The organism is Pseudomonadota bacterium (assembly GCA_027624955.1).
Classification (GTDB): domain Bacteria; phylum Pseudomonadota; class Alphaproteobacteria; order UBA828; family UBA828; genus PTKB01.
On the sequence record JAQBTG010000039.1, the window covers coordinates 1 to 25,538 of the forward strand.

The following is a 25,538-nucleotide window of genomic DNA, read 5'->3' on the forward strand; positions in this document are numbered from 1 at the left end:
ACCAGGTGGGCCAAATCCTCCTTTAGATCAGGCCGTAGATTGTTCCAAATTATATGACGACGGACAATCTGGAACACTTCTTGAACCACCGGGCAGAGCGCCGCAACCGCGAGCTTGCCGCCGTTTGCTTTGCTTTCCTTAGCGCCGATCATTAAGGCGCGTAAGCCGACGCTCGAGATATATTCGATGGCGGTGAAATCGACCACGACCGAAGCAGGCGGCGTGCTGGCAATTTCACCGGACAAGGCTGCTTGAAAAGCGGCGCTGGAATCTTGGTCGATTCGCCCCGAAGGCGCGAGAATGATTGTGCCGTCATTTTCTGAGCGTGTGATTTCCACTGTGGCTCCCCCTATGAACTCCGGCGCGGGCGGCGCCGGAAAGTGCCCCATGATAATGCAAAGTTAGCACCCGACACGCCAATATTCTTACGCCGCTGTATTCTTACGCCATATTCACGATTGCGAAATCTAGGCGCAGAAAGCGGCGGCCGAACGTCGACGGCGCAGATTACCCTGCCCGCCAGGTTAGAAAAAGTGCGGTACAGCACGGTTCTTCACAATTCGTTGTTGTGCACAGGTATCGGCTGGGTTTTTTCGCCGCGCCGGGCTATGGGTTCTATCACAACCCCGATTGTGAAGGACGCGGAGAAATTACATGCGGCTAGCCGTTGCAGCCTTGGCGATAGTGCTGTTGTTTGGATTTGCGGCGCCGGCCATCGCCGGCGGCATTCAGGTGGAGGACGCCTGGGCGCGTGCCTCGCTCGGCACCGAGCGGCCCAGCGTGGCATATATGACAATCCGCAATGGCGGCCATGAAAGTGATCACCTGATCGGCGCCAAAACACCGGTGGCCAAGCGCGCGAGCGTGCATGAATCCCTGCTGCGCGATGGCGTGATGAAAATGCGCCCGGCAGAAAACATCGAAATTGCGCCGGGCAGCGCCGTTGAGCTGGAGCCGGGCGGCCTTCATCTGATGTTGAGCTTCCTACAAAAAAAGCTGGTGGAAGGAGACGCTTTTCCGCTGACGTTGACGTTTGAACATGCAGGGGACGTGCGCGTCCATGTGGTGGTGGCCGGCATGGGCGCCAAACAAGTGCCGCAACACCCTCACGAACGTCATGACGATGACAAACATGACGCGCATGATGACCATCAGAACCACCATAACCCTCAGGAATAGAGTGCGATGATTATATGCCGCCTTGTGGCCGTGCTTGCCGTTGCTCTCATGCTAACGGGACAAGCGCCAGCGCGCGCCGCCGATATCGGCGGGCCATTTGCGCTGGTCGATCATCACGGCAATCGCGTCACGCAAGAATCCTACGGCGACAAATATCTTTTGATTTTCTTCGGCTACACTTATTGCCCCGACGTCTGCCCGACCGAACTGCTTGTCTTCGGAGAGACACTGGATGCGCTCGGCGGCAAGGCAGCCCGTGTTCAGGCGCTGTTCATTACCGTCGATCCAGAGCGCGATACGCCGAAGATATTGGCGGAATATCTGGCGAATTTTCATCCAGATTTGATCGGGCTGACTGGCACAGCAGCGGAAATCGCCGATGCCGCAGGCGCCTATCGGGTGTTTTTCCGCAAATCACCGACCGAGGATGAAGAGGACGAGGAAGCGCCTAGCACCGGCGCGGATGCCTATCTCGTCGATCACACGTCGATCGTCTATTTGATGGACCCAGATGGAGAATTTGTCCGCCATTTTGTTTTTGGCCAAGGCGGGGAAACTTTGGCAGGCGAGATCGAGAAGATTTTGGACGCGGATTAAGCTGGGAACCCAGCTTTTTCCATGCCTTCGGCATAATGCGCTCGGTCTTCCTCACGCTCCAGATTTTTGCTCTTCATGTGCATCGAGATGGTGAAATCCGGATAGCGCGCGAGAAAGAGCTTGGCTGTGGCTTCGGCTTTTTGGGTCTGACCGGCCTGCGCGTAGCTCATTGCCAAGAGCCGTTGTGCAAATGACAACCCCTCGACGTCCTGTAATATCTCGAGCGCCTCGTCATAGCGTTTGTCGGCATAGAGCGCACTGCCGTAAACAGCTTTGTGCCAATTGGTGTTACGGGTGCTGAGACCACGCGCGCGCTCAATCAATTTGAGGGCTTCGGCGATTTCACCTTGGCCGAGTTTGACGTCGGCCAGAAACATATAGGTGTCAATATCGTTAGGATTTAGCGCGATCGCACGATTCATCGAGACGATGGATTGTTTGGCGTCGCCGCGCGCGCGCTGCACATTGCCTTGAATTAGCCAGGCAGAATGGGAGGCCGGGTTCACCTTCACCGCCTTTGCCGCATATTCCTGCGCCTTATCCAACGCTTTCTCCGGCGCGTCGCCCCAATTTTCGAATTTCTCTATCAAATAGGTCCAGGCGAGACCGGAATAGGCGCGGGCATAATCCGGATCCAACTCGATAGCTTGCTCGTAAAGCCGGCGCGCCTCGACATTGTCGACCTCGTTGAGTTTTGCCCATTTCTCGCGCGCGCTCAGAACCGCATCATAAGCCTGGAGATTTTCACTGCGCTCGGAATTGCGCACGCGCTTACGCTCGCTTTCCTCCAGGGTGGGCGCAAGCATCGCCACGATGCGCTGGGTGACTTCATCCTGGACGGCGAAGAGATCGTCCATGTCGCGGTCGTAGCGCTCGGCCCAGAGATGCTTGTCGCTGGCGGCTTCGATCAACTGCGCGGTGATGCGCACCCGATTGCCAGCCTTACGCACGCTGCCTTCCAACACATAGCGCACACCCAGCTCTTCACCGACTTGGCGCATATTGGTGGCCTTGCCTTTGTAGGTGAAGCTGGAATTGCGCGCGACCACGCGGAGTTCCTGAAAGCGCGAGAGTTCGGTGATCAAATCCTCGGCCAGGCCATCGGCGAAATAATCCTGCTCCGGGTCGCCGCCCATATTCTCGAACGGCAGCACCGCGATGGAGGGCAGCTGGGTCGGCACGCGTTCGCGCGGCGCCACCGGCACAGCTTCCGGCTCTTCCGATCCTTCCGCCGCCGCGGTGATAAGAGTATAAACCGGCACGGGCTTGGCGATATTCTTGACCGTTTTCTCGCCTTCAAAACGGAATTTTCCTGCGAATTTGCCTTCGACATGTTGGTGGACGGCGGCGGACAGCGCGATGCCGCCCGGCGCCGCCAAGCTCTCCAGGCGCGCCGCGACATTAATTCCGTCGCCGAGCAGATTATCGCCATCTACCAGAACGTCGCCGAGATGAACGCCGATGCGAAACTGCATCCGCCGTTCGGGCGGCAAATCACCGTTCCGCGCCAAGACCTCGACCTGTATCTTGTCGGCGCAGCGCACCGCCTCGACCGGGCTGGAGAATTCGGCGACGATGCTGTCGCCGGCGGTATTGAAAATCCGCCCGTCATGGGCAGCGACCAAGCGGTCAAAGACGCCGCGATAGACGCCGAGCGTACCTGCGGTAGCCTCTTCATCTTCGCCCATAAGCCGGCTGTATCCGACCACATCGGCAGCCAGAATCGTCGCCAGTTTTCGCTTTATCTGCAATTTTTGGTCCACAGGCTGGTTCAGGGGCTGGTTCAGGGGCTGGTTCAGGGGCTGTTTTAGCGGCTGGTTAACGGTCTGATCCACTGTCTGATCCGAGGGCGCGGGACATCGTCTTGTAGGGCTATCTAGCATATGGGCTTAAAGCCCGCGCATTAAAGACGTTACGCTCATTGCGCACGAAATGGTGAGAAATGAGGGCAATTCCCGGCTGAGTGGCGAAAATCCTTGGAAACGCAGGGATTTGAGAGAAAGAACAAGAAGAAAATGGCGCGCCCGAGAAGATTCGAACTCCTGACCCCCAGATTCGTAGTCTGGTGCTCTATCCAGCTGAGCTACGGGCGCGCGAAAGCCGGCGGACATTACTCAAATCGCCGAAGCCCTGCAAGGGGCGGGCGAAAAGCGGCGGCCGCCGCGGCGGCGGAAGCGCTTGGCGACGCCTGCCAAAGCCCTTGCCGCGACCGGGTGGTGCGCCGGAAGCCCTTGGCATAAGTGGGAAAACCTGCTTGTGAGCGGCTCATCATGCGGTTACTATCGCCAGTCTTTGAAGAACGAATCGCTGCGCCATGACCTTGGGGCAGGTGGGATATCTAAAACCCACCTCTCGGCTCGCGCCAGAAACGGTACGCGGCGACAAGATCAAATGACAATATTTGGCGATTCGCGGGAATAGAGAGTGGGTGGTTTCTGGTGGTAGCGCCTTTTAGGGGACTTATCCTTGTCTCGGCGGTCGCATTTTTTATTGCAGGCTGTTCTTTTACCGAGGATGCATTGTGGCCGTCTCTGACCGGGGAATCACCGGCAGGTTCTGGTGAGCAGATCGTCATCGCGGCGTCGCAAGAAGAAATGCGCGACCAGGCGGTGTATGGCGATTCATCGTCGGCGGGCGGCACACGTCCGATTTCCCAGGTTTCCTATGAACCTGAACGCGCGCTCAATGCGAGCTCGCCGACCGGAACATTCGTCGGCGCCAAGGTTGCGCAGCAGCGCTCCGAACTCGAAAATCTCAAATCCTCGGTCAACAGCCGGCGCATTCAATTCGAACAAGTCCGCAATACCGCGCGGCAAAATTCGCAAGGCTATTTCGCGACAATTGCCGCCGTCACGGCGCGTTTGCGCATCGGCACCACGCCGGGCAACCCGGTGCTGGTCAGCCAGTGGAACGCGGCGCAGAGCGAGCTTGACCGTATCCTCACCGACATTGCCGCGCTGAACACACTCGGCAATCAGGTCGCCGCCGATTCGGCAATGTCGAGCTATCTGCTCGATTCTGTACGCGCCACCTATGGCCTGCAGGGCGCGGTCGATGAAGATCATCGCCAGCTGTCGCTGATCGAGGACGAGGTCAACCGCAATGTGGTGCTGATCGATCGCCTGTTGGGCATGCTGCGCGAAACCATCGGGCGCTACACGAATTATGTGAATTCCGAGCGCCACAACCTCAGCACCTTGGCGCTGGCGATCAAAAATGGTGAATATCTCGGCCCGAGCCTGTCCAACCGCAACGAGGATTATTCGAACGGACCTGTGCGGACCGCCGCTGTCGAGCCGCAAAGCCTGGTCGAAGAGCGCCGCCCGCTGGTGGTGATCCGCTTTGATCGTACCAATGTGGAATTTAGGCAGGCGCTTTATGCTGCCATTTCGACCGCCCTCGAGCGCCGCCCGCAAAGCACTTTCGACCTTGTCGCGGTGGCGCCCAATTTAGGTAGCCCGGCCGATGTGGCGTTGGCCACCAATGCCTCCAAGCGCCATGCGGAAACTGTGCTTCAAGCGCTTGGCGAAATGGGACTGCCGAGCAACCGGGTGACACTCTCTTCGACCACCAGCCCGGGCGTGCAGACCAACGAAGTTCATATCTACGTCCGTTAAGTGGCGCGTATGACGGCACACCGCACGCCACGGTGTCCACGTGCCAGCATGGCTGGTCTCGTTCTTGCGCTTTGTGCGGCGCTTGCCTGTTTCTCACCAAATGACAAATCGGCCCTAGCCGCCGAGCCAATGGCGCCGGTACATGCGGCAAAGGCCATGATTGCTGCGGCGAACCCGCATGCCGCGCGCGCTGGCCAGGAAATTCTAAGCGCAGGCGGCTCAGCCATCGACGCCGCCATCGCGGCGCAGATGGTGCTGGGGTTGGTCGAGCCGCAATCATCCGGCATCGGCGGCGGCGGCTTCTTGCTGCATTTCAACGCCACCTCGGGCGCCATCGAAAGTTTCGACGGACGCGAAACCGCGCCGGCATCGGCCGATGGAGATTTATTCCGCAAAGAAAATGGCGAACTGATGAGCTGGCCCGAGGCCGCCTCGGGCGGGCTTTCAGTCGGCGTACCCGGCTTGTTGCGCATGCTGGAGTTGGCGCACCGCATGCATGGCCGGTTGCCCTGGTCGCGTCTGTTCGAGCCCGCAATAAAATTGGCCGAGCACGGCTTTGTCGTCTCTCCGCGCATGGCGGAATCGATTGCCGGCAATGCCGATCTCGCGGATTTTCCTGCCGCACGGGTCTATTTCTTCGACGGCGACACGCCGCTCGAGGCCGGTACCTTACTGCTCAATCCGGCCTATGCGGCAACGCTCCGCACCGTCGCGGCGGGCGGCGCCGACGCTTTCTATCACGGCGACATCGCCGCCGACATTGCTGCCGCCGTACAGGGTGCGGTGCGCAATCCGGGTTCTTTGACGGTGGCTGACATGGAAGCCTACGAGGCGCGCCAGCGCCCGCCGGTGTGTGACGCCTACCGCATATATGCGGTGTGCGGTATGGGGCCGCCGAGTTCGGGCGGGCTGACGACGTTGCAGATTTTGGGCTTGATCGAGGGTTTCGATATTGCCGGTGCGGGCGCGAATTCGCTTTCCGCCGTGCATATTATTGCCGAGGCCAGCCGCCTCGCCTTCGCCGACCGCGCGCTGTTCATGGCCGACAGCGATTTCGTCAACGTGCCCGTGGCGGGCCTGTTGAATCGAAGCTATATCGCCGAACGCGCCGCGCTCATCCGCCTCGACAAATCGATGGGCGAAGCTGTGGCCGGTGCGCCGCCCGGTTCCGACCGGCGCGCCTTCGCCATGCAGGAGGCCGAGCACGGCCTATCGACGAGCCATTTGGCGGTGATCGACGCAACCGGAAACACGGTTTCGTTCACCACCAGTATCGAGCGCGGCTTCGGCTCCCGCCTGATGGTGCGCGGTTTCCTGTTGAACAATCAATTGACCGATTTCTCCTTCGAGGCCGAGCGCAACGGCAAGCCGGTCGCCAACCGCGTGGAAGGCGGCAAACGTCCCCGTTCATCCATGGCGCCGGCGCTGGTGTTCGGCAATGATGGTCAGATATTGCTCACTATCGGCTCGCCCGGCGGCTCCCGCATTATCGGCTATGTGACGCTGGCGCTGGTCGCCGCGCTCGATTGGCAGATGGACCCGCAGGCCGCCGTCACGCTCCCGCATTTCCTCAACCGCAATGGCGCGACCGAGCTGGAGGCGGGCACGGAGCTGGAGGCGCTAGCGCCGGAGCTAGAGGCGCTTGGTCACGAAGTCAAAATCCAGGCCCTCACGAGCGGGCTGCATGCAATTCGCGCCAGCGTGGATGGCCTGGAAGGTGGCGCCGACCCGCGCCGCGAAGGTCTCGCTCTCGGACAGTAAATGCGCCGCAAGCGCAGGCAAGGGCAGGCAACCGGAGAGAAAATTCGATGAAGCTATATGACTGGAAGGGCGCGCCGAACCCCCGCCGCGTGCTTATTTTCCTCAAGGAAAAAGGCATCGAGATGCCGGTAATCGACGTTGGCGCGGCCGAGGGCGCACGGCTGTCCGACGATTTCCTGTCGAACGACGACCACCGCCTGGTACCGACCTTGGAACTCGATGACGGCACGCGCATCGGCGAAGCGATGGCGATATGCCGCTATCTGGAATCGCTCCACCCGGACTTGCCGCTGATGGGCGCCGACGCCGTAGACACTGCCCGAATCGACATGTGGGAGCGCCGCGCCGATGCCGAGGGGATCGGCGCGGCGAGCGAGCTGTTCCGCAATTCGCATCGGGCGTTCGCCGGGCGTGGATTGCCTGGCCGGGCCGAGCGCATCGAACAAATTCCTGAGTTGATTGAGCGCGGCCGGGCCCGCATGACCTGGTTTTTCGACAAATTTGATGCGCAGATCGGCGGCAATCCATTCATCGCCGGCGCGAATTTTACCGTCGCCGACATTACCGCTTTCTGCGCCACCGATTTCGCCCGGAAGGTCTGCAAGGTACAGATTCCCGAATCATGCAAAAATTTCACTAGGTGGTTCAAAGCAGTCTCAGAACGCCCCAGCGTCGCACGTCAGTGATAAATCCCTCTTCCTAAGGGACGAAGGGGCGACCCAAGCGCGAAGCGTTGTCTTTGTTTGCTCCCGCAAGCGCCGGGCGGTCACGCTTGCCGAAATGCGCTAGGCATTCCGGTTAGAGGTGCCCTCTTTGTTGGCTTCGGTATCAGCGCTCCAGGATCGAGCTGTAGACCAGGGCGATGAGCAGTACCACAGAGCAAATTAGAGTGGTGATGGCGCCCATGAAAAGCGTATTGCCGACGGTGCCGAGGGGATGAAAGACCCGCTCCGCCTTGCGGCGCAGCCCCGGGCGCCGCTCGCGGCCGGCCACAAATGTCATGAAATATCTGTTAGTTAAAAGCGGAAGCGAGAGGCGGATATCCACCGATTGACGGCGCCAGGTACGAGAATTCAGTGCTTCGCTGAGCGCCGCACGCTGCCCATCGCTGAAGCTGGCGCGTATCTCGCTTGGTAGATTCTCCATTAAGCGCACCATACGGCGGTTCGGGGAAGCACGCTCGAACGTCACATCGGCCATCATTCCATCCTCGAATGGTGAAGCCGTCATGGTGACACAAGAATGTTACGGGACGGTTAATCTGGATTTAGGGGTCGCGCGGCGTTTCGGCTGAATGCGGGAATGTGGCGCGGAAAACCGTTCCCGTGGGATCGCTTTTCAACAATTCGAGCCGGCCGCCATGATTGCGCGTCAGTTCATAGGCAATGGCGAGCCCAAGCCCGGTGCCGCCGACCGAACCGGCAAACGCTTCGAACAGATGTTCGCGCGCCTGCGGCGCTAGGCCAGGGCCGGTATCGCCGACTTCGAGCACCGTGCAGGCATCGTCTCGCCAGCCGGTCACCCGCACCGTACCGCCGGGGCCCTGCGCAGCGACGGCCTCGACGGCGTTTTTCGTCAGGTTCATAAAAATGCGGTATAGCTGATCCCGGTCCGCCAACAAAGAGAGATCGCCCGGGACGTCGTTGCGCCATTGGATGGCGGCGGTCTGGGCGGTCGGCAGGACGAGCGCGACTTCGTCGACCAGTGGCGCCAGGAAAAATTCGCAGCGCTGGGCATCGGGCTCCTCGGCGCGGGCGAAGCTGAGGGTCTGGCCACATAAATTGATCGCGCGTTCGAGCGCGCCCAGCAGCGGCGCCGATATCTTGCGGGTTTGGGCATCTTCGGTGAGCGCCAGGCGGTCGCTCACCAATAGCGCCGTAGCCAGCATGTTGCGGAGATCATGATTGATCTTGCTCACCGCGGCGCCGACAGCGGCAAGGCGAGCCTTTTGCCGGAGCGCCGCGCGCACGCGCTGCTGCATGACGCGAAGCTCGCGCTGGGCAACGCCGAATTCATCGCGCCGGCGGCTTCGTGCCATGACCGTCGCGGCGTCCTCCGGCGCACGCCGGAACGAAACCAAGTTCTCACTCATCTGCCGCAACGGGCGGACCAACAGGAGATGCAAGGCGAAAAACACCAGCCCGGCGGTAATTGCCGCGAGCACCAGGGAGAGTTCGAGAATGCGGCGCGAATAATCGAGCATTTCAGCAACCAACGGTCCCTCGTCGAGAAGAATATCGACCGTGGTTCCGTCATGGTCCGCGGGCGCCGTGCCGATCACGCGAATCACTCGCTCACCGCCGCCCGCCAAGGCGCCGAAGGCGTGACGGAGTTTTGACCAACCGGAATTTATCCACTTGCTTCACAAGAGCCCACTATAGGCGCGGCGGCGGTATTATCCCAGGCGCTGAAGGAATCTCACAATGCGTTTCGTGCGCGGGCTGAACAGCTTGGGCGCATAATAGCTTCCGGCGGCGCGGGTACCGACTTCGCCCAGCGTGGGGTAGGGCGCGATTGTCTGCGCCAGGGCCGACACCTTGAGCCGGCGCGCGACCGCCAAGGACCAGATATGGATCAACTCACCCGCTTCGGCGCCAACGATGGACGCGCCGAGGATGCGCCCGCCCGGCGACACCACCAGTTTGATTAAGCCCTCGGTGCGGCCGCTGGTGATCGCCCGGTCATTGTCCGCGAAGGAATGGCGCAGGATTTGAAACTTTATCCCGCCGCGCCGCGCCGCGTCTTCGCTCAGGCCGACATGGGCCAGTTCGGGGTCGCTATAGGTCACCCACGGCACGGCCCGGTATTTCACCTTCGCCGGCAAGCGGAACAGGACGTTGCGCAACACGATGCCGGCCTGATAGGCGGCCATATGGGTGAAGCGGTAAGGCCCGGCGACATCGCCGACCGCGAAGATGCGCCGGTTTGTGGTGCGTAGTCGCGCGTCGAGCTGGAGGGCGCCGTCCTGGGTCGTCACGCCGGCAGCTTCAAGGCCGAGGTCTGCGATATTGGCCCGGCGCCCGGCGGCAACAAGCAGATGCGAGCCGGTAATCTCGATCGCGCCCTCAGCGCCGGTACAGGTGAGGCGGATGTCGGCGCCGTCGGGCGCCACGCGCGTGGCTTGGTGGTGCTCGTAAAGGGCGACGCCTTCGGCTGCGAGTTTGGCGCGGATCACGGCGACCAATTCGCCATCGTCGCGCGGCATTATATTGCCTGAATCAATCAGCGAGACCGCGGCGCCAAGGCGGCGAAACCCCTGCGCCATCTCGACTCCCATCGGCCCGCCGCCGAGCACCAGCAAATGGTGTGGCTCCGGGCAAGCGGTGAACAGGGTTTCGTTGGTCAGCGCTGGAACATCGTCGATTCCCGGCAGCGGCGGAATATACGGCCGGGAACCGGTGGCGAGGACATAGCGCCGAGCGCGGATATCGAAGTTGCCGGCGGCAAGGCTGCGCGGACCGGTAAAGCGCGCATCCTCTGCAATGACGCGCACGCCGAACCCTTCGAACCGTTCGCGCGAATCATGCGGCGCGATCTGCTGAATGCTGCGCCGGACATGGTCAAACGCCTCGGCAAAGCTCGCCTTCCCGGCTGCCGCAGATAGCAACGCCTTGGACGGCACGCATCCGCTATAGAGGCATTCGCCACCCATTTGGCCACGCTCGACAAGCACGACCGACGCCCCCATTTGACTGGCGCCGGCGGCCAGTGTGAGACCGCCCGACCCGGCGCCGATCACACAGAGATCGCAGTAAAGGGTCTCAACCACCCGCCTCTCCTTTTGCCCGCACAGATGCCGGCCGGTATCAGGCCGCGCGTTTGCGCCAGAGTTTATATGCGACCGGAATCATAGAGAGAAGGGCGAGCGCGGCAAGGCCGGCAATGATTTCCGGACTGATTACGCTGTCCAGCGAAAAGCTCTCGCCGCTGTCGAAAATCTTGCCAAGGCCGGCGCCGACGACAGAGAATATCAACGTGCCGGGAATAATTCCGAGCAATGTTCCCACCAGATAGACACGCGGGCGCACGCCGAGGAAAGCCGGCAACAAATTCACCACGAAGAACGGGAAGATCGGCACCAGGCGCAAGAACAGCAGGTAGCTGAGGGCGTTTTCCTGAAACCCCGCCTCCATTCGCTGGAATACGCCCGATTTTACGCTGCGCCGCGCGCGCGCGCGCAACGGGTCTCCGAGCGCGGTCTTGGCGATTGTGAACAGCAGAAAAGCACCCGTCGTCGCGGCCAGGACGGAAAGTACGGTTCCCAATATGGGGCCGAATAAAAAGCCGCCTATCAAGGTGAGGAGCGAACCCCAGGGGAGCGATAGCGTAGTGGTGCCGGAATAGATGACGACATAGACCAAAGCCGCCAGAAACCAGGAGCGAGCAACAAAATCCACGAGCTCGGCGCGATTCTGGCGCAGCCATTCGAAGCTGAAATGGTGATGCAGGCCGAACGCGAAGAACAGGCCAATGGCGATCGCAAGAATCAACAACGGCGCCAGCCGGCGCAACGAGAGGCCGGCGCGACCGTCACCGTTTTCTGGTGCCACAGGTTTTTCCGGCCCAAAGGGAGGCGCCGCTGTATCCTCCGCTATTGTTGAGTGCGGCGGCAAAGGCATGGTTGGTTTCACTATCACGTTCAATCGGACCAGTTACGACAGGGATACTTAAAAGGACACTTAATAAGACGGTTCGCCGCTTGAACATATGCGACCCGGGGCGTCTTGCCAGGAGTTCTCACCTGAATGTTAACAATCCGGCGCGAATGTGATTGCTGCAGCAATGGCTGGGACTTGGACAGACCAGTGGCAAAAACAGGAAAAATTTGATGCTCAGCGGCGCCAGCATTGACTTTATCCTGCCATATCCGTATTAAGCGGGCTCTTCCAGAGCAGGCACATCCATTCACACCGGAGCTTTGTCCCGGTGCTGGAGATTTGTCGGAGATAAGACATTGAAGCGAACTTTTCAGCCCAGCAATATCGTGCGCAAACGTCGGCACGGATTTCGCGCCCGAATGAAAACCGTCGGCGGCCGCCGCATTCTTGCGCGGCGCCGCGCCAAAGGGCGCGAACGCCTCACGGTATAGGCCGATGGTTCCCAGGATCGTCCGCCTGACGCGGCGGTCCGAGTTTCTCCATGCCGCGGCCGCGGGCCGCAAATCGGCTATGCCAGGACTGGTTCTGCAAGCCGTTTACCCGGCCGACCGGCCACTTCTGGGAGGAAAATCGGGGGATCAAGGCGCACCCATCCGGGTCGGCTTTACCGCGAGCCGACGCGTTGGTGGCGCGGTCGTCCGAAACCGCGCCAAGCGCCGATTGCGCGCAGCAGTGGCTCGTGTTATGCCGATGCACGCCAAAGCCGGGCAAGATTATGTGGTTATTGCGCGCGCGGCGACGGTACATCGCGGGTTCGAAGAATTACTGCAGGATTTGCAGACGGCGTTAATACGGGTCGACAAAAAAAAGGCAGCGTTCGCGACGTCGAACACTGCAATACCGACAAATTCCGGGCTCGCGCCGTAAAAGACTTAGGAATTTTGGGCATCACGAATTGATCATGAATCCTGTCAGTTTCATATTCTGGCTGCTTATTCGGGGTTACCAGCTGGTGATCTCGCCGTGGTTGCCGCCGTCCTGCCGCTACGAGCCGAGCTGTTCGCATTATGCGCTTGAGGCGGTGAAGCGGCACGGCCCACTGTTGGGACCTGGCCTGGCTTTGTGGCGCATCGTGCGCTGCAACCCGTTTGGCGGCCATGGCTATGACCCGGTGCCCGAAACATTGTTTGCCCGCCGCGCGCCACGGTGCCGCGGCACGCGGCACTAATCCGAACGGCACCAAGACCTAAATCATGTTCGGCGAAAGCAAACTAAATCTCGTTCTCGTTGTTGGCGCCGTCTTGGTGATTCTTGTCGGCTGGCAATTTTTGATGCCGGTATTCTTTCCGACCCCGCCAGCGCCACCGCCGCGCGAAGTGACGGCGGAGCAACAGAGAACCGGGGTGGATGCCACCGGCCAACAGCTGCCGACTGCAAGCGCCGCCGGCGAAGACAGCGCAGCGATGCCTGTGTTGGAGCGTCAAGCGGCAATCCGCGCGAGCGACCGCATCCTGATTGACGGCACCCGCGTCAGAGGCTCGATCCTCCTTAAAGGCGCGCGTTTCGACGATGTGGTGCTCAGGGATTACCGCCAACACCGTGAAGCGGACAGCCCGAATATTTTCGTCTTTTCGCCGCGCAACGCTGATCACCCCTATTTCGCCGAGCTGGGTTGGATTCAGGACAGCGGTACCGGCCTCACGCTGCCGGATTCCGATACCGTATGGCAGGCCGATCGCGGCACTCTGAATAGCGGCTCGAGCGTGACCCTCAGTTGGGACAATGGCGAAGGTCTGCTGTTCACCCGGAAAATTACGCTAGATGAGGATTTTCTCTTCACCACAGTGCAGTCGGTGACGAACAGCAGCGAAGCGACCGTCCGTCTTTACCCCTACGGGTTTATTGCGCATTACGATACGCCGGCGTCCGGCCTGACTGGCATGTTCGCAGTCAATTCCGAAGAATTCGTCCCCTGGGGCATGTTTGCCCATGGCGGCGTCGGCGTTCTCCAGGGCGCCAAGCAGGAATTTTCATACGAAGACATGCAGGATAGCGGGAAAACCGAAATCCAGAGCGATGATGGCTGGGTCGGCATTACCGGCAAATATTGGCTGAGCGCCCTGATCCCCGACCCGAAGCAAGCGATTACCGCCGATTTCGCGCATTCGTCACCCAATCAACGCGACCTCTATCAGGTCGATTACCGTTGGCAAAACCCGGTGGTGATCCAGCCCAGGGAGACCCAAAAGGTATCGAACCATCTCTTTGTCGGCGCCAAGGAATTCAACCTCCTCGACTCCTATGAAGGATCACTCGGCGTGCGCGACCTCGACAGCGCAGTCGATTTTGGCCTGGTCTGGTTTCTCGCCCGGCCACTCTTCTACCCGATCGATTTTTTCTACCGCAATATCGGCAATTTTGGCGTCGCCATTCTGCTGCTCACCATCTGCGTGCGCATTGTGCTCTATCCGCTGGCCAACAAGGCCTATTCGTCGATGAGCAAGATGCGGAAATTGCAGCCCGATACGATCATGCTGCGCGAGCGCTACAAAGACGACAAAGCCAAGATGAATATGGAGATGATGGCGCTCTACCGGCGCGAGAAGGCCAATCCGATGGCCGGCTGTTTGCCCATGCTGGTACAGATCCCGGTATTTTTTGCCCTCTACAGCGTTCTCTTCGCCACCATCGAAATGCGCCATGCGCCGTTCTTCGGCTGGATTCAGGACCTCTCGGCACCCGACCCGATGACGTTCATCACAGGGTTCGGATTGGTCGATTGGCCAGCACCGGAATTCCTCATGATCGGTATTTGGCCGATCTTGTTCGCCGCTACGATGCTGTTGCAAATGAAGCTCAACCCGCAGCCGGTCGAGCCCTTGCAGCAGAAAATCATGATGTTCCTGCCGCTCCTGTTCCTCTTTATGTTTGCCCGATTCCCGGCCGGGTTGGTGGTTTATTGGACGTGGAATAATGTGCTCTCGATCGCCCAGCAATGGCTGATCATGCAGCGCATGGGCATTACCCGAGCCTCGCTCCAAGCAGATGCGGCCCGCATCAAGAAGATCAAAGAGCAGGCCGCCGCCGGCACCCTGCCGATGCCGAGCCGCTCGCGCCCGTCAACCGGCCGCAAGAAGAAGCGCCCCACCGGCGAGCGCAGCGAACGAACTAATCGCAGCGAACGGAGCGAACGGAGCAGCACGGCGGCGCCGCGCGGGCGCAGCGCCGAGCCGGCCAAGCGCAAGAAGAGCTACCGCGAACAGGCGGAAGAGCTGCGACGCGAGAAAATTCGCCAAAGGAAACGCAAAATTCAGGCCGCAGAGGCGAAAAAGCGCGCCAAGAAGCGCGGCGACACGAACGAAAAAAGCACCGCCGCCAGCGACACCGCGACCGACAAAGAAAATAAATTGTCGCGCCGCGAGCGGCGCGCTGCCAAGGCGGATACTCAAGGCAGCGATGTTAAGGCGACGAGCGGCACGCGCAACAAAACCAGCGGCACACGCCAGGAAAAGAGTGAGAGTGACACATGGCAAGAGGACAAGAAGCCTCCGTCACGCCGGGCCAAGGGCAAGAAACCGGCGCCACGTCGCTAGAGGCGGGGCGGATACTGTTTGCGCAGCCGTGCATCTTTATCACCGGCGCCGTCGCGATGGCTGGATTGCCGGTCACAGCGTTGCCCGAAATTGCCTTCGCCGGCCGCTCCAACGTCGGCAAATCGAGCGTCATCAACGCGCTGACCGGCCAAACCGCGCTGGCGCGGACATCCAACACGCCGGGCCGGACGCAGCAGGTCAATTTTTTCGAATTGGGGCGACAGCTGATGCTCGTCGATCTTCCCGGCTATGGCTATGCCAAGGCGCCTAAGGGCGTGGTCAAGGCATGGACCGGCCTGGCCGAGCAATATCTCAAAGGACGGACGGGCTTGCGCCGCGCTTGTCTGCTCATCGATGCGCGGCGCGGCTTTATGGCGAGCGACGAGGCGGTCATGAAGGCATTGGACGATGCGGCGGTATCGTTTCTAGTGATCCTAACTAAAGCCGATAAACTGAAACCGGCGGCGATGGAACGCCTGATGGGCGACTGCGAAACGGTCCTGAAGACTCATGTCGCTGCCTATCCCCTGGCTCTGCCAACAAGCGCCCGCAGCGGCACCGGTATCGCCGAATTGCGCGCCCATCTAGGCACATTGGCGAGCCCGGCAGCCATTCATTAAGGTCCAGCCCCAGGCGGCATTACACGCATTTCAGGCATTGAGGCCCCGTACCATGACCAAGAAAAATATCGGCGAGACCAAACAGTGGCTGCATGCGGCCAAGACGATTTCCGAGGCGCTGCCCTATATGCGGCGCTTTGCGGGGCGCACCTTCGTCATCAAATATGGCGGCCATGCCATGGGGAATTCGTCGCTCGCGGAGAACTTCGCCAAGGATGTCGTGCTGCTCAAACAGGTCGGCATCAATCCGGTGGTGGTGCATGGTGGTGGGCCGCAAATCGAAAAAATGCTGCAACGGTTGAATATTGAGAGCCATTTCGTCGATGGCCTGCGGGTCACCGACGCGGCCGCCATTGAAGTAGTTGAAATGGTGCTTTCGGGCACCATCAATAAGCAGATCGTGAGCACCATTAACGCGGCCGGTGGCACGGCGGTCGGGCTGAGCGGCAAGGACGGCAAATTGCTCGAAGCCCGGCGCCTGGAGATCTCCGCCGGCGGCGCGGACGGCGCTGGCGGAAGCCCGATCGATCTCGGATTTGTCGGCGAACCGTCACGCGTCAATATCGGTGTTCTGCAATCCTTCGAAAAATCGAACATCATTCCCGTCGTGGCACCGATCGGCGTCGGACCGGCGGGCGAGACTTTCAATATCAACGCCGACACCGCTGCCGGTGCGATCGCATCGGCGATGTCGGCGGCCAAGCTGATCATGCTCACCGATGTTGCCGGCGTGCTCGACCAAAAGGGCGAGCTGATCAGCACGCTCAACTTCGCTGAAACCGAAACGCTGCTCAACGGCGACAGCATCAAAGGCGGTATGATTCCCAAGTTGAAAACCTGCCTGTCGGCACTCAAGGATCACTGCGAGGCAGCGCATATTCTCGATGGCCGCATACCGCATTCCTTGCTCCTGGAAATATTCACCTCGCATGGCACCGGCACCATGATCGTGCCCGACTAAGTAGGAAAACCCTCTCCCCAGGGGAGAGGGGGAATCCAAAGCGCGCTAAGCGCGCCAAGCTCTCTCCCCCCACCTAAACCCTCCTTCCCCGCTAGGGAGGAAGGGCTTATCACGGTCACGAACTCGTCAGACGCTCCAGGAAGCGCTCCCGCGCAGGCGGTACGCTGGCGCCGGCAAAGACATGCGCAGTGAGAAACCAGCCTGTCAGATGGAGCGCCGCGCGCAAATCATCCGCCGTGGGCGGGGCGGCATCAGCGCGCCACAAGAACGCCGGCAACGGCAACAGCTTTTCGCGCCAGCGCTCACCCGCCGCCGCCGACACGGCACGCCCCGAGCGCGGTGATACATATTGTAAGTTCTCGGCCTCTCCAGTGACCGCACAAGCCGAAAGATCAAGGCCGAAGCCGAGCTCAGCCAAAAGCGTGAGTTCGAAGCGAGCATAAGATGCTCCCCACTCCGCGGCGCTTTCGATATCTTCGCCGAGCCCAGAAAAGCCGGCATAAAGCGTCGGATAAGATTGGCGCTCCGGCAACGCCGCCTCGATCACGGCACAGGCTGAAGACAAGGCGGAAAGGCGCAACGCATCGTCGAGCAGCCCGGCGACGCGGGCGCGCACCAGCTCACAGCGGAAATTGCCGAGATGCTCATCAAGCCGCGCCCGCCATACTGCGGTGACGACATTTCCGGCCTGATAGAGACCACGCGCGCGCCGCCCCTGGCCACCGCGCACGAGACCGGCATGACGGCCATGCAATTCGGTGAACAGGATCACCAATGACGACGTTTCGCCGTGCCGCCGCGCCGACAACACAACACCTGAATCGCTCCACTCCATAGCAAGCATATAGCACGGGCGGGGCCCCCCCGCGCGCCGAGAAGCGCTGCGGGCGGACATGGATTGTCAATTAATTAACCTTATCGGCTCAATATTTCGATCGAATTTCACCGAGTTCGGGAAATCGTCCAGACGGCAGCTACAGCGACTAGAGGAGCGACGATAGCCAATGACCCGTACCGGCACCGGCGGCGCGTTGCACAGTCTGGACACGTCCGGCAGAGCCATGGGATATGATCTCGATGATGTTAAGGTCGTCTTGTTCAGCCCCTTACAGAATTCACGGCGCATCATCCTCGATGCCGTCCACGGCGCGGGGTTTCGCCACGTCAATGTGGTGAACTCAATCGAGGCATTGCGCCGCGCGGTTCAAGATACTGGCATGGACATGCTTGTGCTTGAGACCAACGAGCATGCCGAGGCGGTCTGTCAACATATCCAAGATATTCGCCATGGCCGGCTCGGCAGCAATCCCTTTCTCGTCATCAATGTTATTACCTGGAAACCGAGCGACGACGTGATTCGCACCTTCGTCAATGCCGGCGCCGACGACATCATCGTGATGCCGATTTCGATTGGCGCGGTAACAAGCCGGGTCGACAATATAATCGAGAACCGCAAAAAATTTGTCGCCACGTCGCTCTATGTCGGCCCGGACAGGCGCCAACCGGGGCGCAGAAACGATTCCGAACTTGCCGCCTTCGATGTGCCAAACGGCTTGCGCTACAAGGCGACCGGCGACGAATCGGCAAAAGTGGATATGGCGCGGATTGAACGCGCTAATTCCATCGTTCGCGAACATCGGTTGCGCCGTACGACGCTGCAACTCCGCAGTTTCGCCGCCACCATGCAGCAGTTCATCAAGGGAAATCCAAACCTCAGCGTTCCGGCGAACCAATTGTCCGATATGTCGGAAATGGTTCAGTATATTGCTCGCCATACCGAGAATGATTCCCGCAAAGAGATTCTTAATCTAGTGGAATCCTTGCAGAAGGTCATGAACGAGGCTGAAGCCGACGCCCGGTCTGAAACGGAAATATTCGCCCTTCTGGCCGTCCATGCCGACGCCCTGCTGGCGCTGCTGCGCGGCGAAAAAGAAGCGGCGGACCTCGTCGTGCGCGCCGTGTTTACGGCCACCAAAATTCTTGAAACGCGCCTGCATAAACGACGCGGCGCGGCTGAGAACGGCGCCGAAGGCAGTAGCTAGCTATCGAACTCGAGACCGAGATCGCGGTAGCGTTCTGGATCATCAGCCCAGCTTTCGCGGACCTTCACGAACAAAAACAAATGCACCCGGCGCGCCAAAAGCTCTTCAAGCTCGATGCGCGAGTCCTGGCCGACAGCCTTGATGCGCTGTCCGCCTTTTCCCAGCACCATGGCCTTGTGGATGGGGCGCGACACATAGACGATTTGTTCGATTCTAACCGAGCCGTCTTTTAGCTCGCGCCAAGTCTCGGTCTCCACGGCGAGCGAGTATGGCAATTCCTGATACAGTTGCAGGAATAGCTTCTCGCGCGTGATTTCAGCAGCCAACAGGCGCTCGGAGATATCGCTAAGCTGATCTTCGGGATAGAGCCACGGCCCCTCGGGCAGCAAGCCGAGAAGATGGTGCAACAAATCATCGACGCCCTGGCCGTCGAGCGCCGAAATCATAAAGATGCGCTCGGCAGACGCGCCGTCGTCCAGCGCGGCGGCCAGCGGCAACAGGCTCTCATGCGATACTTGGTCAATCTTGTTGATCGCCACTAGGGCCTTGCGCCCCGACTTAACCAGGCTTTTGCGGATTTGCTTGGTATTCTCATCGATGCCTCTCTGGGCGTCGATAAGAACGAGAATGGCATCGGCGTCCTGGGCGCCGCTCCACGCCGCATGTACCATCGCGCGCTCAAGGCGGCGCTTGGCGTTCTCGAAAATTCCCGGCGTATCCACCAGGACGAGCTGCGCCGCGCCTTCGATACGAATGCCGCGCACGCGCGAACGGGTGGTCTGCACTTTTGGCGATACAATCGATACTTTGGCGCCGACCAAACGATTGACGAGGGTGGATTTCCCGACATTGGGAGCCCCTAGAATGGCGACGAAACCGGCGCGGCGCGGCTCCCCGGGGCGGGGCGGCTCCAAGGAATCAGTCATTATCGGCCCCCAAACGATGCATCAAAATTTGCGCCGCCGCTTGTTCGGCGGCCTGTTTGCTGCCGCCTGAGGCGGTGGCGCCTGGAAAATCACCGATTTGCACCTCGATTTCAAAATGTGGCGCATGCGCTGGGCCGTCGCGTGAAATCAGGCGATAGACCGGCAAAACGCCATGCTCGGCTTGCGCCCATTCCTGCAAGGTGGATTTCGGATCGCGCGGCGGACTCTTTTCGCCGGTCATCGGCGCTACCCAATAATGCTGGATGAAGCGCGCTGCCGCCGCATAGCCGCCGTCGACAAATATTGCGGCAATGACCGCCTCACAGCTATCCGCGAGATTGGCGGAATTTTCGCGCCCGCCGCTTTCTTCTTCGCCTTTGGCCAGGATCAGATAATCACCAAAGTGCAATTCCCGCGCGATGCGTTCCAACGCCTCGCGCCGGACCAGCGCGGCAAAGCGCCGCGCCAGCGAGCCTTCACTTTCGCTGGGATATTGCGCATGCAGCATTTCGGCCACCACTAAGCCAAGTACGCGGTCACCGAGAAATTCGAGCCGTTGATTGGATTGGACGTCGCCTAAGACAGCGCTCGGATGGATGAACGCCTGAGTGAGGAGTTGGCGATCTCGGAAACGGTGAAAAAGTTTCGCCTCGAGTTTTTCGGCGATCGCTTGAACCTGGTCCGCGCCACGCGCCGCGGTGGCGTTGCGACGGCCAGCCACTAGCGGATCGCAGTGAACAGGCGCTCAAAGCGGGTCGCCTTGCCCCACTTCCAAATTTCCCATATTTCGGCGCCGCCATTGGTCGAGTAAAAAATAAACTCCGCCCGGCCAACCAGATTCTCTGCCGGAATGAAGCCGACACCAGAATAGGCATTGTCGATGCGGCTATCGAGAGAATTGTCGCGGTTGTCGCCCATCGCGAAAAAATGACCCTCAGGCACGCTATAGACATCGGTATTGTCGAGATTTCCGTTGGGGTTGGCGTCGAGGGTGTGGTGGACGGCGCCGTTGGGCAAAATTTCCTCGAACTGAACGATGGAGCGTGACCGGCCGTAGACGTCATCGAAGGTAAAATTCTCAATCTGATTGCGCTCAATCGGGATGTCGTTGACGTAGAGAAGTCCTTCTTTGACCTGAATACGGTCGCCGGGCAGACCAACGATACGCTTGATATAATCGGTCTCGTTGTCGCGCGGCAGCTTGAACACTGCGACATCGCCGCGCTCGGGCTCGGAACCGAACAATCGCCCGGAGAACAGGTCGATTTCCCAGGGCAACGAATATTTGCTGTAGCCGTAGGCATATTTAGATACGAACAAATAGTCGCCAACCAGCAGCGTCGGGATCATCGAACCGGAGGGTATATTAAACGGCTCAAGCGCCACCGTGCGGACGACCATCGCGGCGATCACCGCATAGGCGACGGTGCGGATGGTGTCCCAGATTCCGCTAGATTTCCGTTTCTTTGGTCTGTCGCTGGACTTCGTTCTTGCCATGGGGCTCGTGGGCTCGTGGAAACTGGTTATGCGTGGCGACGGAATTGCCCAGCCTGCGTGAACCGCGTTCGCGTCATTCTTGCGAGGCGGCGAGGGCGGTGATGATCACGATGGCCTGGGCGGTCGGCGGTTCGTCGGTTAGAGACACGTCGATCTGTGTGGTCATGCCTGAAGGCGTTAGGGATTGCAAGCGTTCCGCCGCACCGCCCGTGAGCCGCATGGTCGGTTTTCCCGACGGCAGATTGACGACTTCCATGTCACGCCAAAAAACCCCCCGGCGAAATCCAGTGCCGAGCGCCTTGGAACAGGCCTCTTTGGCGGCGAAACGCCGGGCATAGCTTTCGGCGCGCGCCGCGCGGCGTTCGGATTTCGCGCGTTCGCCCTCGGTGAAAATGCGGTGGATAAAGCGATCGCCAAAGCGCTCCAGAGTGCGCTCGATGCGCCGGATATCGATGAGATCGCTGCCCAGGCCAATAATCATCTGCGAAACAGGGCCGCGCGAGCCGCCGCAACGAATATTTCGATTTGTCGCCGTTTGATCGATCTTGACGCCCGGCTTGCCCGCCCGCTCATCCGCCCTTGCTTTCGCCGACGGCGCGTTTGATAGGCGTGATTGTCGCAGACGGCCGCGGGTCCTCCTGATGAGAAGGTTCCGGAATGGTCAAATCATCGACCGATTGGCTGGCGCTGGCAGGCAATTTCCCGGTGTTGCTGTTTGCCACCGCGTTCGCCCGTTCGCGCTGTTGCTCGGCCAAGACCTGCTGGCGCTTGATGCGACTGGTATGGCGGTGATGCTGATAATTGGCGATCGCGCGGTGGATGGGAATGTAGAAAATCACCCAAGTCACAAGGCCGGCCGGGATGCCACCGATGATCATCGGCACGCCGATGGTTGAAAAATGATCGAAAATCATGGTGAGGCTGAGGTCGGAAAAACTCAGCTCCGGCATTTCCCGCCCAAGAATTTTGCTACCCAACCACAGGACACCAAACCAGATTCCCGGAAAGGTCCAGGGATTGCCGATTGCGGTACCGATAGCGGAGGCGAGAAGGTTGGCGCGCAACCCCCAAGCCAGAAAGGCGGCCAGGAGAAAATGTAAGCCGATGAACGGCGTGAACGACACGGCAGCGCCGAGAGCGAATCCGCAAGCAATCGAATAGGGCGTGCCGGGAAGCCGCTTGATGCGGAACCCATAATATTTTCCGGCACGCCGCCAGCCCATCCGCGGCCAGAGCAGCTCCACCAGCCGGGCCAGGATGGAGCGTCTGCGCCGACGGCGGAATACGCTCAAGCCGAGCCTCCCCCGGACCGAAGGCAGATACCCGGCGCAAAACCGGAAATCGCATGGCGATGCATCGCTTTGTACTTCATCTTTCTCCCTATCGACGGCCCAATTTTGTTTTTTTAATGACCGTGGATATTGCAAAATATCGTAATGACAGGGCGTTGCGCAAGCGATCCGCCCCATTCCGCGGACCGTGACCCGGCCGATAATCTATATATGTGCGTCTTTGTCGCCGCTTGCGAGCACCCTATTCGAAGAAACTCGCGATATCCGCCAATGCTTTCCGCGTGATATCGGGCACTTTTGCGTGCTTGGCAGGAGGCCCGCGACCACGATCATGACTACGCGCTCATTGTCCCGGCGGGCGGGCGGCCCGGCGAGCAGGCGGGTGGACAGGCGAGCAGGCTGCGCCCAACCGCATGGAATTGGGCGTAGGGGTGAGCGTGGCGAGGCCCACATGATAAAGCGCGGTCAACACCAAGCCAACCAAGATACCGATGCTTTCGGCTGCGTCATATTGCTTGATACGCTCGCCCACCGCATCGACGTCATAATTGCGTTGAAAGGCGATGATTAGTTTGGGGCGCGGTTTCGAGATGGGATTTGTTGGCGTCTGTGCCGAGCGGCTCCCGCACTTTCCGCCGCGCCTGGGGCGCGGGCCGACTAACTCCGCGCCCGATCGACACTGCTGACGCTGGGAATGGCGCGCAAGGCCGCAATGATATCGGTCAAATGGCGCGAGTCCTGCACCTCGACATCAACGAGAAAATCGAAAAATTCCGCCGAGCGGCTGGTGATCTTGAGATTGTTGATATTGCCTTTGTTCTTGGCGATCGACATGGACAATTCGCCGAGCGAACCGGCCTCATTCGCCACCACAAGGGTCAATCGGCCGACATGGGTGCTATTTTCGGCTTCCTCTTTGTCCCAGGACAGATCCAGCCATCTCTCCGGTGTATCGCCGAAGCTGACCAGCGTATCGCAATCGATGGTATGGACGGTGACGCCGATGCCGGTGGTGACAATGCCGACAATGCGGTCCCCCGGCAGCGGACTGCAACATTCCGCGAGATGCACCGCCACACCAGGCACCAACCCACGGATAGGAATCGCCGCGTCGCCGGCCTTGGTCGATCCCGACCGGCCGCGCACCAAAGACAGGGCGCGCGACGCAACGCCAGGGCGCCGGCGCGTTGGGAAGCAGGCGTCGCGAAAATCCCGGCCAGTCAAAAGACCCTGGCCGAGGGCGATAAACAGCTCCGATTCGGTTTTTAGCTTGAGCCTGGGTAGGGCCCGATCGATCACCGCCTGGGCATATGTTTCACCAATCTCGCGAAAGGCCTTTTCAGCAATCGCCCGGCCCAGAGATTCATATTCTTTGCGCTGCTTGGAACGGATGAAGCGCCTAACGCTGGCCCGCGCCTTGCCGGTCACCAGAAACCCTTCCCAAGTGGGCGACGGTGCGGGCACGGTGGAGCGGACGATTTCGACTTGATCGCCATTGGAAAGCCGCGTTCTCAGCGGCACCATGCGGCCATTTATCTTGGCGCCAACACAGGTATCGCCGACTTGGGAATGCACCGCGTAGGCGAAATCTACCGGCGTCGCGCCGCGCGGCAAATTGATGAGATCGCCATGCGGCGTAAAACAAAACACCTGATCACGGAACATTTCCAATTTGGTGTGCTCGAGGAATTCCTCCGGACCCGACGCATTGTCGAGGATGTCCAATAGCTCACGCAGCCAGCGATATTGCTTGCCGTCACTGCCGGTATCGGCCTGCTTGAAGGCCCAATGGGCGGCGACGCCAAGTTCCGCTTCCTCGTGCATCTCACGGGTGCGAATTTGTATTTCGATGCGTTGGCGTTCCGGACCCATCACGCTGGTGTGCAGGGAACGATAGCCGTTCGGCTTTGGCGTGCTGATGTAATCCTTGAATCTTCCGGGCACCATGGGATAGGCGCCATGCACAAAGCCGAGGGCGCAGTAGCAATCCGCATCACTGTCAACAATGATGCGGAAGGCAACGATGTCGGAGAGCTGCTCGAAGGCTATATTCTTGACCTCCATTTTGCGCCAGATCGAATAAAGGCGCTTTTCGCGCCCTTCGACGACGGCGCGGAAGCGGTGCCCAGCCAACATCTCGCGCAGGGCGTCGAGAATGCGCGGCACGATATCGCCGGCTTCTTCGCGCAGAAAATCAAGGCGAGCCTTTACTGAGTTGCGGGCATCCATGTTGATCTCGGCAAACGCCAGATCTTCCAGCTCCTCGGTGATGGTCTGCAAACCGATGCGCTCGGCAAGCGGCGCATAAATTTCCATCGTTTCATTGGCGATGCGCCGGCGCTTGTCTTGGTTTTCGATGAAACCGAGCGTGCGCATATTGTGCAAGCGGTCGGCGAGTTTGACCAAAAGCACGCGGATATCCTTTGACATCGCGAGAACAAATTTGCGGAAATTCTCAGCGTGCTTAGTTTGATCCGATTGCAGTTCCAACTGGCTGAGTTTGGTCACACCATCGACGAGCCGAGCGACGGGCGAGCCAAATTGACGCTCAATCTCGTCGAGAGACGCCAGCGTGTCCTCCACGGTATCGTGCAGCAGCGCGGTGACGATGGTATCGCAATCGAGCTTGAGCTCGGTCAGGATGCCCGCCACTTCAAGGGGATGGGAAAAATAGGGATCGCCGCTGGCACGCTTTTGCGCGCCGTGGGCTTTTAGGGAAAAAACATAGGCGCGGTTCAACGCGCCTTCATCCGCCGTCGGATCGTACGCCTTAACGCGTTCGACAAGTTCGTATTGACGAATCACTGCATGTCATGCGCTCGGCCTGTCCGCGATATTCCGGGGCCGGAATTATT

25 protein-coding genes and 1 tRNA gene are annotated in these 25,538 nt (G+C 59.9%); 12 read left to right on the plus strand and 14 right to left on the minus strand.

The genetic code is table 11. From position 1 onward, the window contains the following. On the minus strand, positions 1–338 hold a 338-nt coding region (locus tag O3A94_13830), incomplete at its 3' end, for an STAS domain-containing protein (GenBank protein ID MDA1357331.1). 316 nt (positions 339–654) lie between these two features. Between O3A94_13830 and O3A94_13835 the strand changes: the two genes are divergently transcribed. Together O3A94_13835 and O3A94_13840 are read left to right on the plus strand one after the other, a co-directional pair. Further along, positions 655–1,179: a copper chaperone PCu(A)C gene (locus O3A94_13835; protein MDA1357332.1), complete on the plus strand. Its 525-nt coding sequence runs from the start codon at positions 655–657 to the stop codon at positions 1,177–1,179. 6 nt (positions 1,180–1,185) lie between these two features. After that, positions 1,186–1,776 (plus strand): SCO family protein, encoded by a 591-nt coding sequence (locus O3A94_13840; GenBank protein MDA1357333.1) that lies wholly within the window; start codon positions 1,186–1,188, stop codon positions 1,774–1,776. Here O3A94_13840 and O3A94_13845 read toward each other — a convergent pair. Both O3A94_13845 and O3A94_13850 read right to left on the minus strand, forming a co-directional pair. Next, positions 1,773–3,527: a tetratricopeptide repeat protein gene (locus tag O3A94_13845; GenBank protein MDA1357334.1), complete on the minus strand. Its 1,755-nt coding sequence runs from the start codon at positions 3,525–3,527 to the stop codon at positions 1,773–1,775. The genes O3A94_13840 and O3A94_13845 overlap by 4 nt on opposite strands. Positions 3,528–3,792: 265 nt before the next feature. After that, positions 3,793–3,869 (minus strand) — tRNA-Arg (locus tag O3A94_13850). Positions 3,870–4,295: 426 nt separating this feature from the next. Here O3A94_13850 and O3A94_13855 point away from each other — a divergent pair. Genes O3A94_13855 through O3A94_13865 form a run of 3 tightly spaced genes read left to right on the plus strand, consistent with a single transcriptional unit; the run spans position 4,296 to position 7,840 of the window. Further along, positions 4,296–5,393: a hypothetical protein gene (locus O3A94_13855; protein ID MDA1357335.1), complete on the plus strand. Its 1,098-nt coding sequence runs from the start codon at positions 4,296–4,298 to the stop codon at positions 5,391–5,393. 48 nt (positions 5,394–5,441) lie between these two features. After that, positions 5,442–7,154: a gamma-glutamyltransferase gene (gene ggt, locus O3A94_13860; GenBank protein MDA1357336.1), complete on the plus strand. Its 1,713-nt coding sequence runs from the start codon at positions 5,442–5,444 to the stop codon at positions 7,152–7,154. Between the two features lie 47 nt (positions 7,155–7,201). Beyond that, positions 7,202–7,840, plus strand: a complete 639-nt coding sequence (locus O3A94_13865; GenBank protein ID MDA1357337.1) for a glutathione S-transferase — start codon at positions 7,202–7,204, stop codon at positions 7,838–7,840. Positions 7,841–7,982: 142 nt separating this feature from the next. Here the strand turns inward: O3A94_13865 and O3A94_13870 are convergent, their stop codons facing one another. The 4 genes from O3A94_13870 to O3A94_13885 form a co-directional block, all read right to left on the minus strand. After that, on the minus strand, positions 7,983–8,384 hold the full coding sequence (locus O3A94_13870) for a hypothetical protein (protein MDA1357338.1): 402 nt from the start codon (positions 8,382–8,384) through the stop codon (positions 7,983–7,985). Between the two features lie 37 nt (positions 8,385–8,421). Next, positions 8,422–9,444 (minus strand): HAMP domain-containing sensor histidine kinase, encoded by a 1,023-nt coding sequence (locus tag O3A94_13875; GenBank protein MDA1357339.1) that lies wholly within the window; start codon positions 9,442–9,444, stop codon positions 8,422–8,424. Positions 9,445–9,549: 105 nt separating this feature from the next. Continuing rightward, positions 9,550–10,923, minus strand: a complete 1,374-nt coding sequence (locus tag O3A94_13880) for an FAD-dependent oxidoreductase (GenBank protein MDA1357340.1) — start codon at positions 10,921–10,923, stop codon at positions 9,550–9,552. Positions 10,924–10,960: 37 nt separating this feature from the next. Next, entirely contained in the window at positions 10,961–11,704 is a 744-nt protein-coding gene (locus tag O3A94_13885) for a TVP38/TMEM64 family protein (GenBank protein MDA1357341.1), read from the minus strand. Positions 11,705–12,108: 404 nt separating this feature from the next. On the opposite strand from O3A94_13885, the gene rpmH reads away from it, so the two are divergent. From rpmH to argB, 6 genes are read left to right on the plus strand one after another with little or no spacing between them, the layout of a single operon-like run. Then, entirely contained in the window at positions 12,109–12,243 is a 135-nt protein-coding gene (gene rpmH / locus O3A94_13890; GenBank protein ID MDA1357342.1) for a 50S ribosomal protein L34, read from the plus strand. Positions 12,244–12,247: 4 nt separating this feature from the next. Then, positions 12,248–12,679, plus strand: a complete 432-nt coding sequence (gene rnpA / locus O3A94_13895; protein MDA1357343.1) for a ribonuclease P protein component — start codon at positions 12,248–12,250, stop codon at positions 12,677–12,679. 34 nt (positions 12,680–12,713) lie between these two features. Further along, on the plus strand, positions 12,714–12,980 hold the full coding sequence (yidD, locus tag O3A94_13900; GenBank protein MDA1357344.1) for a membrane protein insertion efficiency factor YidD: 267 nt from the start codon (positions 12,714–12,716) through the stop codon (positions 12,978–12,980). A 25-nt stretch (positions 12,981–13,005) separates the two neighbouring features. After that, positions 13,006–15,345, plus strand: a complete 2,340-nt coding sequence (gene yidC / locus O3A94_13905; GenBank protein MDA1357345.1) for a membrane protein insertase YidC — start codon at positions 13,006–13,008, stop codon at positions 15,343–15,345. Beyond that, entirely contained in the window at positions 15,279–15,965 is a 687-nt protein-coding gene (gene yihA / locus O3A94_13910; protein ID MDA1357346.1) for a ribosome biogenesis GTP-binding protein YihA/YsxC, read from the plus strand. Before yidC ends, yihA begins: the two co-directional genes overlap by 67 nt. Before the next feature lie 52 nt (positions 15,966–16,017). Beyond that, positions 16,018–16,926 carry an acetylglutamate kinase gene (gene argB, locus O3A94_13915; GenBank protein MDA1357347.1) on the plus strand — a complete coding sequence of 303 codons (909 nt, stop codon included), beginning with the start codon at positions 16,018–16,020 and terminating at the stop codon, positions 16,924–16,926. Positions 16,927–17,041: 115 nt separating this feature from the next. Here argB and recO read toward each other — a convergent pair whose 3' ends face one another. Then, a complete protein-coding gene (gene recO / locus O3A94_13920) occupies positions 17,042–17,761 on the minus strand; it encodes a DNA repair protein RecO (protein MDA1357348.1) in 720 nt (239 codons plus the stop codon). A 169-nt stretch (positions 17,762–17,930) separates the two neighbouring features. Here recO and O3A94_13925 point away from each other — a divergent pair, with 169 nt between their 5' ends. After that, positions 17,931–18,968 carry a hypothetical protein gene (locus O3A94_13925; protein MDA1357349.1) on the plus strand — a complete coding sequence of 346 codons (1,038 nt, stop codon included), beginning with the start codon at positions 17,931–17,933 and terminating at the stop codon, positions 18,966–18,968. Here O3A94_13925 and era read toward each other — a convergent pair. The 6 genes from era to O3A94_13955 all read right to left on the minus strand — a co-directional run bounded on the left by era (position 18,965) and on the right by O3A94_13955 (position 25,488). Next, positions 18,965–19,894, minus strand: a complete 930-nt coding sequence (gene era / locus O3A94_13930) for a GTPase Era (GenBank protein ID MDA1357350.1) — start codon at positions 19,892–19,894, stop codon at positions 18,965–18,967. The two genes, O3A94_13925 and era, sit on opposite strands and share 4 nt — an antisense overlap. Further along, entirely contained in the window at positions 19,887–20,615 is a 729-nt protein-coding gene (rnc, locus tag O3A94_13935) for a ribonuclease III (GenBank protein MDA1357351.1), read from the minus strand. The genes era and rnc overlap by 8 nt, the downstream gene beginning before the upstream one ends. Then, a complete protein-coding gene (lepB, locus tag O3A94_13940) occupies positions 20,615–21,391 on the minus strand; it encodes a signal peptidase I (protein ID MDA1357352.1) in 777 nt (258 codons plus the stop codon). Before lepB ends, rnc begins: the two co-directional genes overlap by 1 nt. Before the next feature lie 73 nt (positions 21,392–21,464). After that, a complete protein-coding gene (gene acpS / locus O3A94_13945) occupies positions 21,465–21,872 on the minus strand; it encodes a holo-ACP synthase (GenBank protein MDA1357353.1) in 408 nt (135 codons plus the stop codon). Positions 21,873–21,960: 88 nt separating this feature from the next. Further along, positions 21,961–22,683, minus strand: coding sequence for a DUF2062 domain-containing protein (locus O3A94_13950; protein ID MDA1357354.1), 723 nt, complete (start codon positions 22,681–22,683; stop codon positions 21,961–21,963). Positions 22,684–23,340: 657 nt separating this feature from the next. Continuing rightward, complete coding sequence (locus O3A94_13955; protein MDA1357355.1) at positions 23,341–25,488, minus strand: bifunctional (p)ppGpp synthetase/guanosine-3',5'-bis(diphosphate) 3'-pyrophosphohydrolase; 2,148 nt, start codon at positions 25,486–25,488, stop codon at positions 23,341–23,343. Positions 25,489–25,538 lie beyond the last annotated feature (50 nt).

Coding starts and splice junctions, on each gene's coding strand:
- yidD (MDA1357344.1), top strand. CDS start 12,714: ATGAATCCTGTCAGTTTCATATTCTGGCTGCTTATTCGGGGTTACCAG.
- O3A94_13870 (MDA1357338.1), bottom strand. CDS start 8,384: ATGACGGCTTCACCATTCGAGGATGGAATGATGGCCGATGTGACGTTC.
- O3A94_13925 (MDA1357349.1), top strand. CDS start 17,931: ATGACCCGTACCGGCACCGGCGGCGCGTTGCACAGTCTGGACACGTCC.
- O3A94_13865 (MDA1357337.1), top strand. CDS start 7,202: ATGAAGCTATATGACTGGAAGGGCGCGCCGAACCCCCGCCGCGTGCTT.
- recO (MDA1357348.1), bottom strand. CDS start 17,761: ATGGAGTGGAGCGATTCAGGTGTTGTGTTGTCGGCGCGGCGGCACGGC.
- yihA (MDA1357346.1), top strand. CDS start 15,279: ATGGCAAGAGGACAAGAAGCCTCCGTCACGCCGGGCCAAGGGCAAGAA.
- argB (MDA1357347.1), top strand. CDS start 16,018: ATGACCAAGAAAAATATCGGCGAGACCAAACAGTGGCTGCATGCGGCC.
- rnpA (MDA1357343.1), top strand. CDS start 12,248: ATGGTTCCCAGGATCGTCCGCCTGACGCGGCGGTCCGAGTTTCTCCAT.
- acpS (MDA1357353.1), bottom strand. CDS start 21,872: ATGATTATTGGCCTGGGCAGCGATCTCATCGATATCCGGCGCATCGAG.
- era (MDA1357350.1), bottom strand. CDS start 19,894: ATGACTGATTCCTTGGAGCCGCCCCGCCCCGGGGAGCCGCGCCGCGCC.
- O3A94_13835 (MDA1357332.1), top strand. CDS start 655: ATGCGGCTAGCCGTTGCAGCCTTGGCGATAGTGCTGTTGTTTGGATTT.
- ggt (MDA1357336.1), top strand. CDS start 5,442: ATGGCTGGTCTCGTTCTTGCGCTTTGTGCGGCGCTTGCCTGTTTCTCA.
- O3A94_13840 (MDA1357333.1), top strand. CDS start 1,186: ATGATTATATGCCGCCTTGTGGCCGTGCTTGCCGTTGCTCTCATGCTA.
- lepB (MDA1357352.1), bottom strand. CDS start 21,391: ATGGCAAGAACGAAGTCCAGCGACAGACCAAAGAAACGGAAATCTAGC.
- yidC (MDA1357345.1), top strand. CDS start 13,006: ATGTTCGGCGAAAGCAAACTAAATCTCGTTCTCGTTGTTGGCGCCGTC.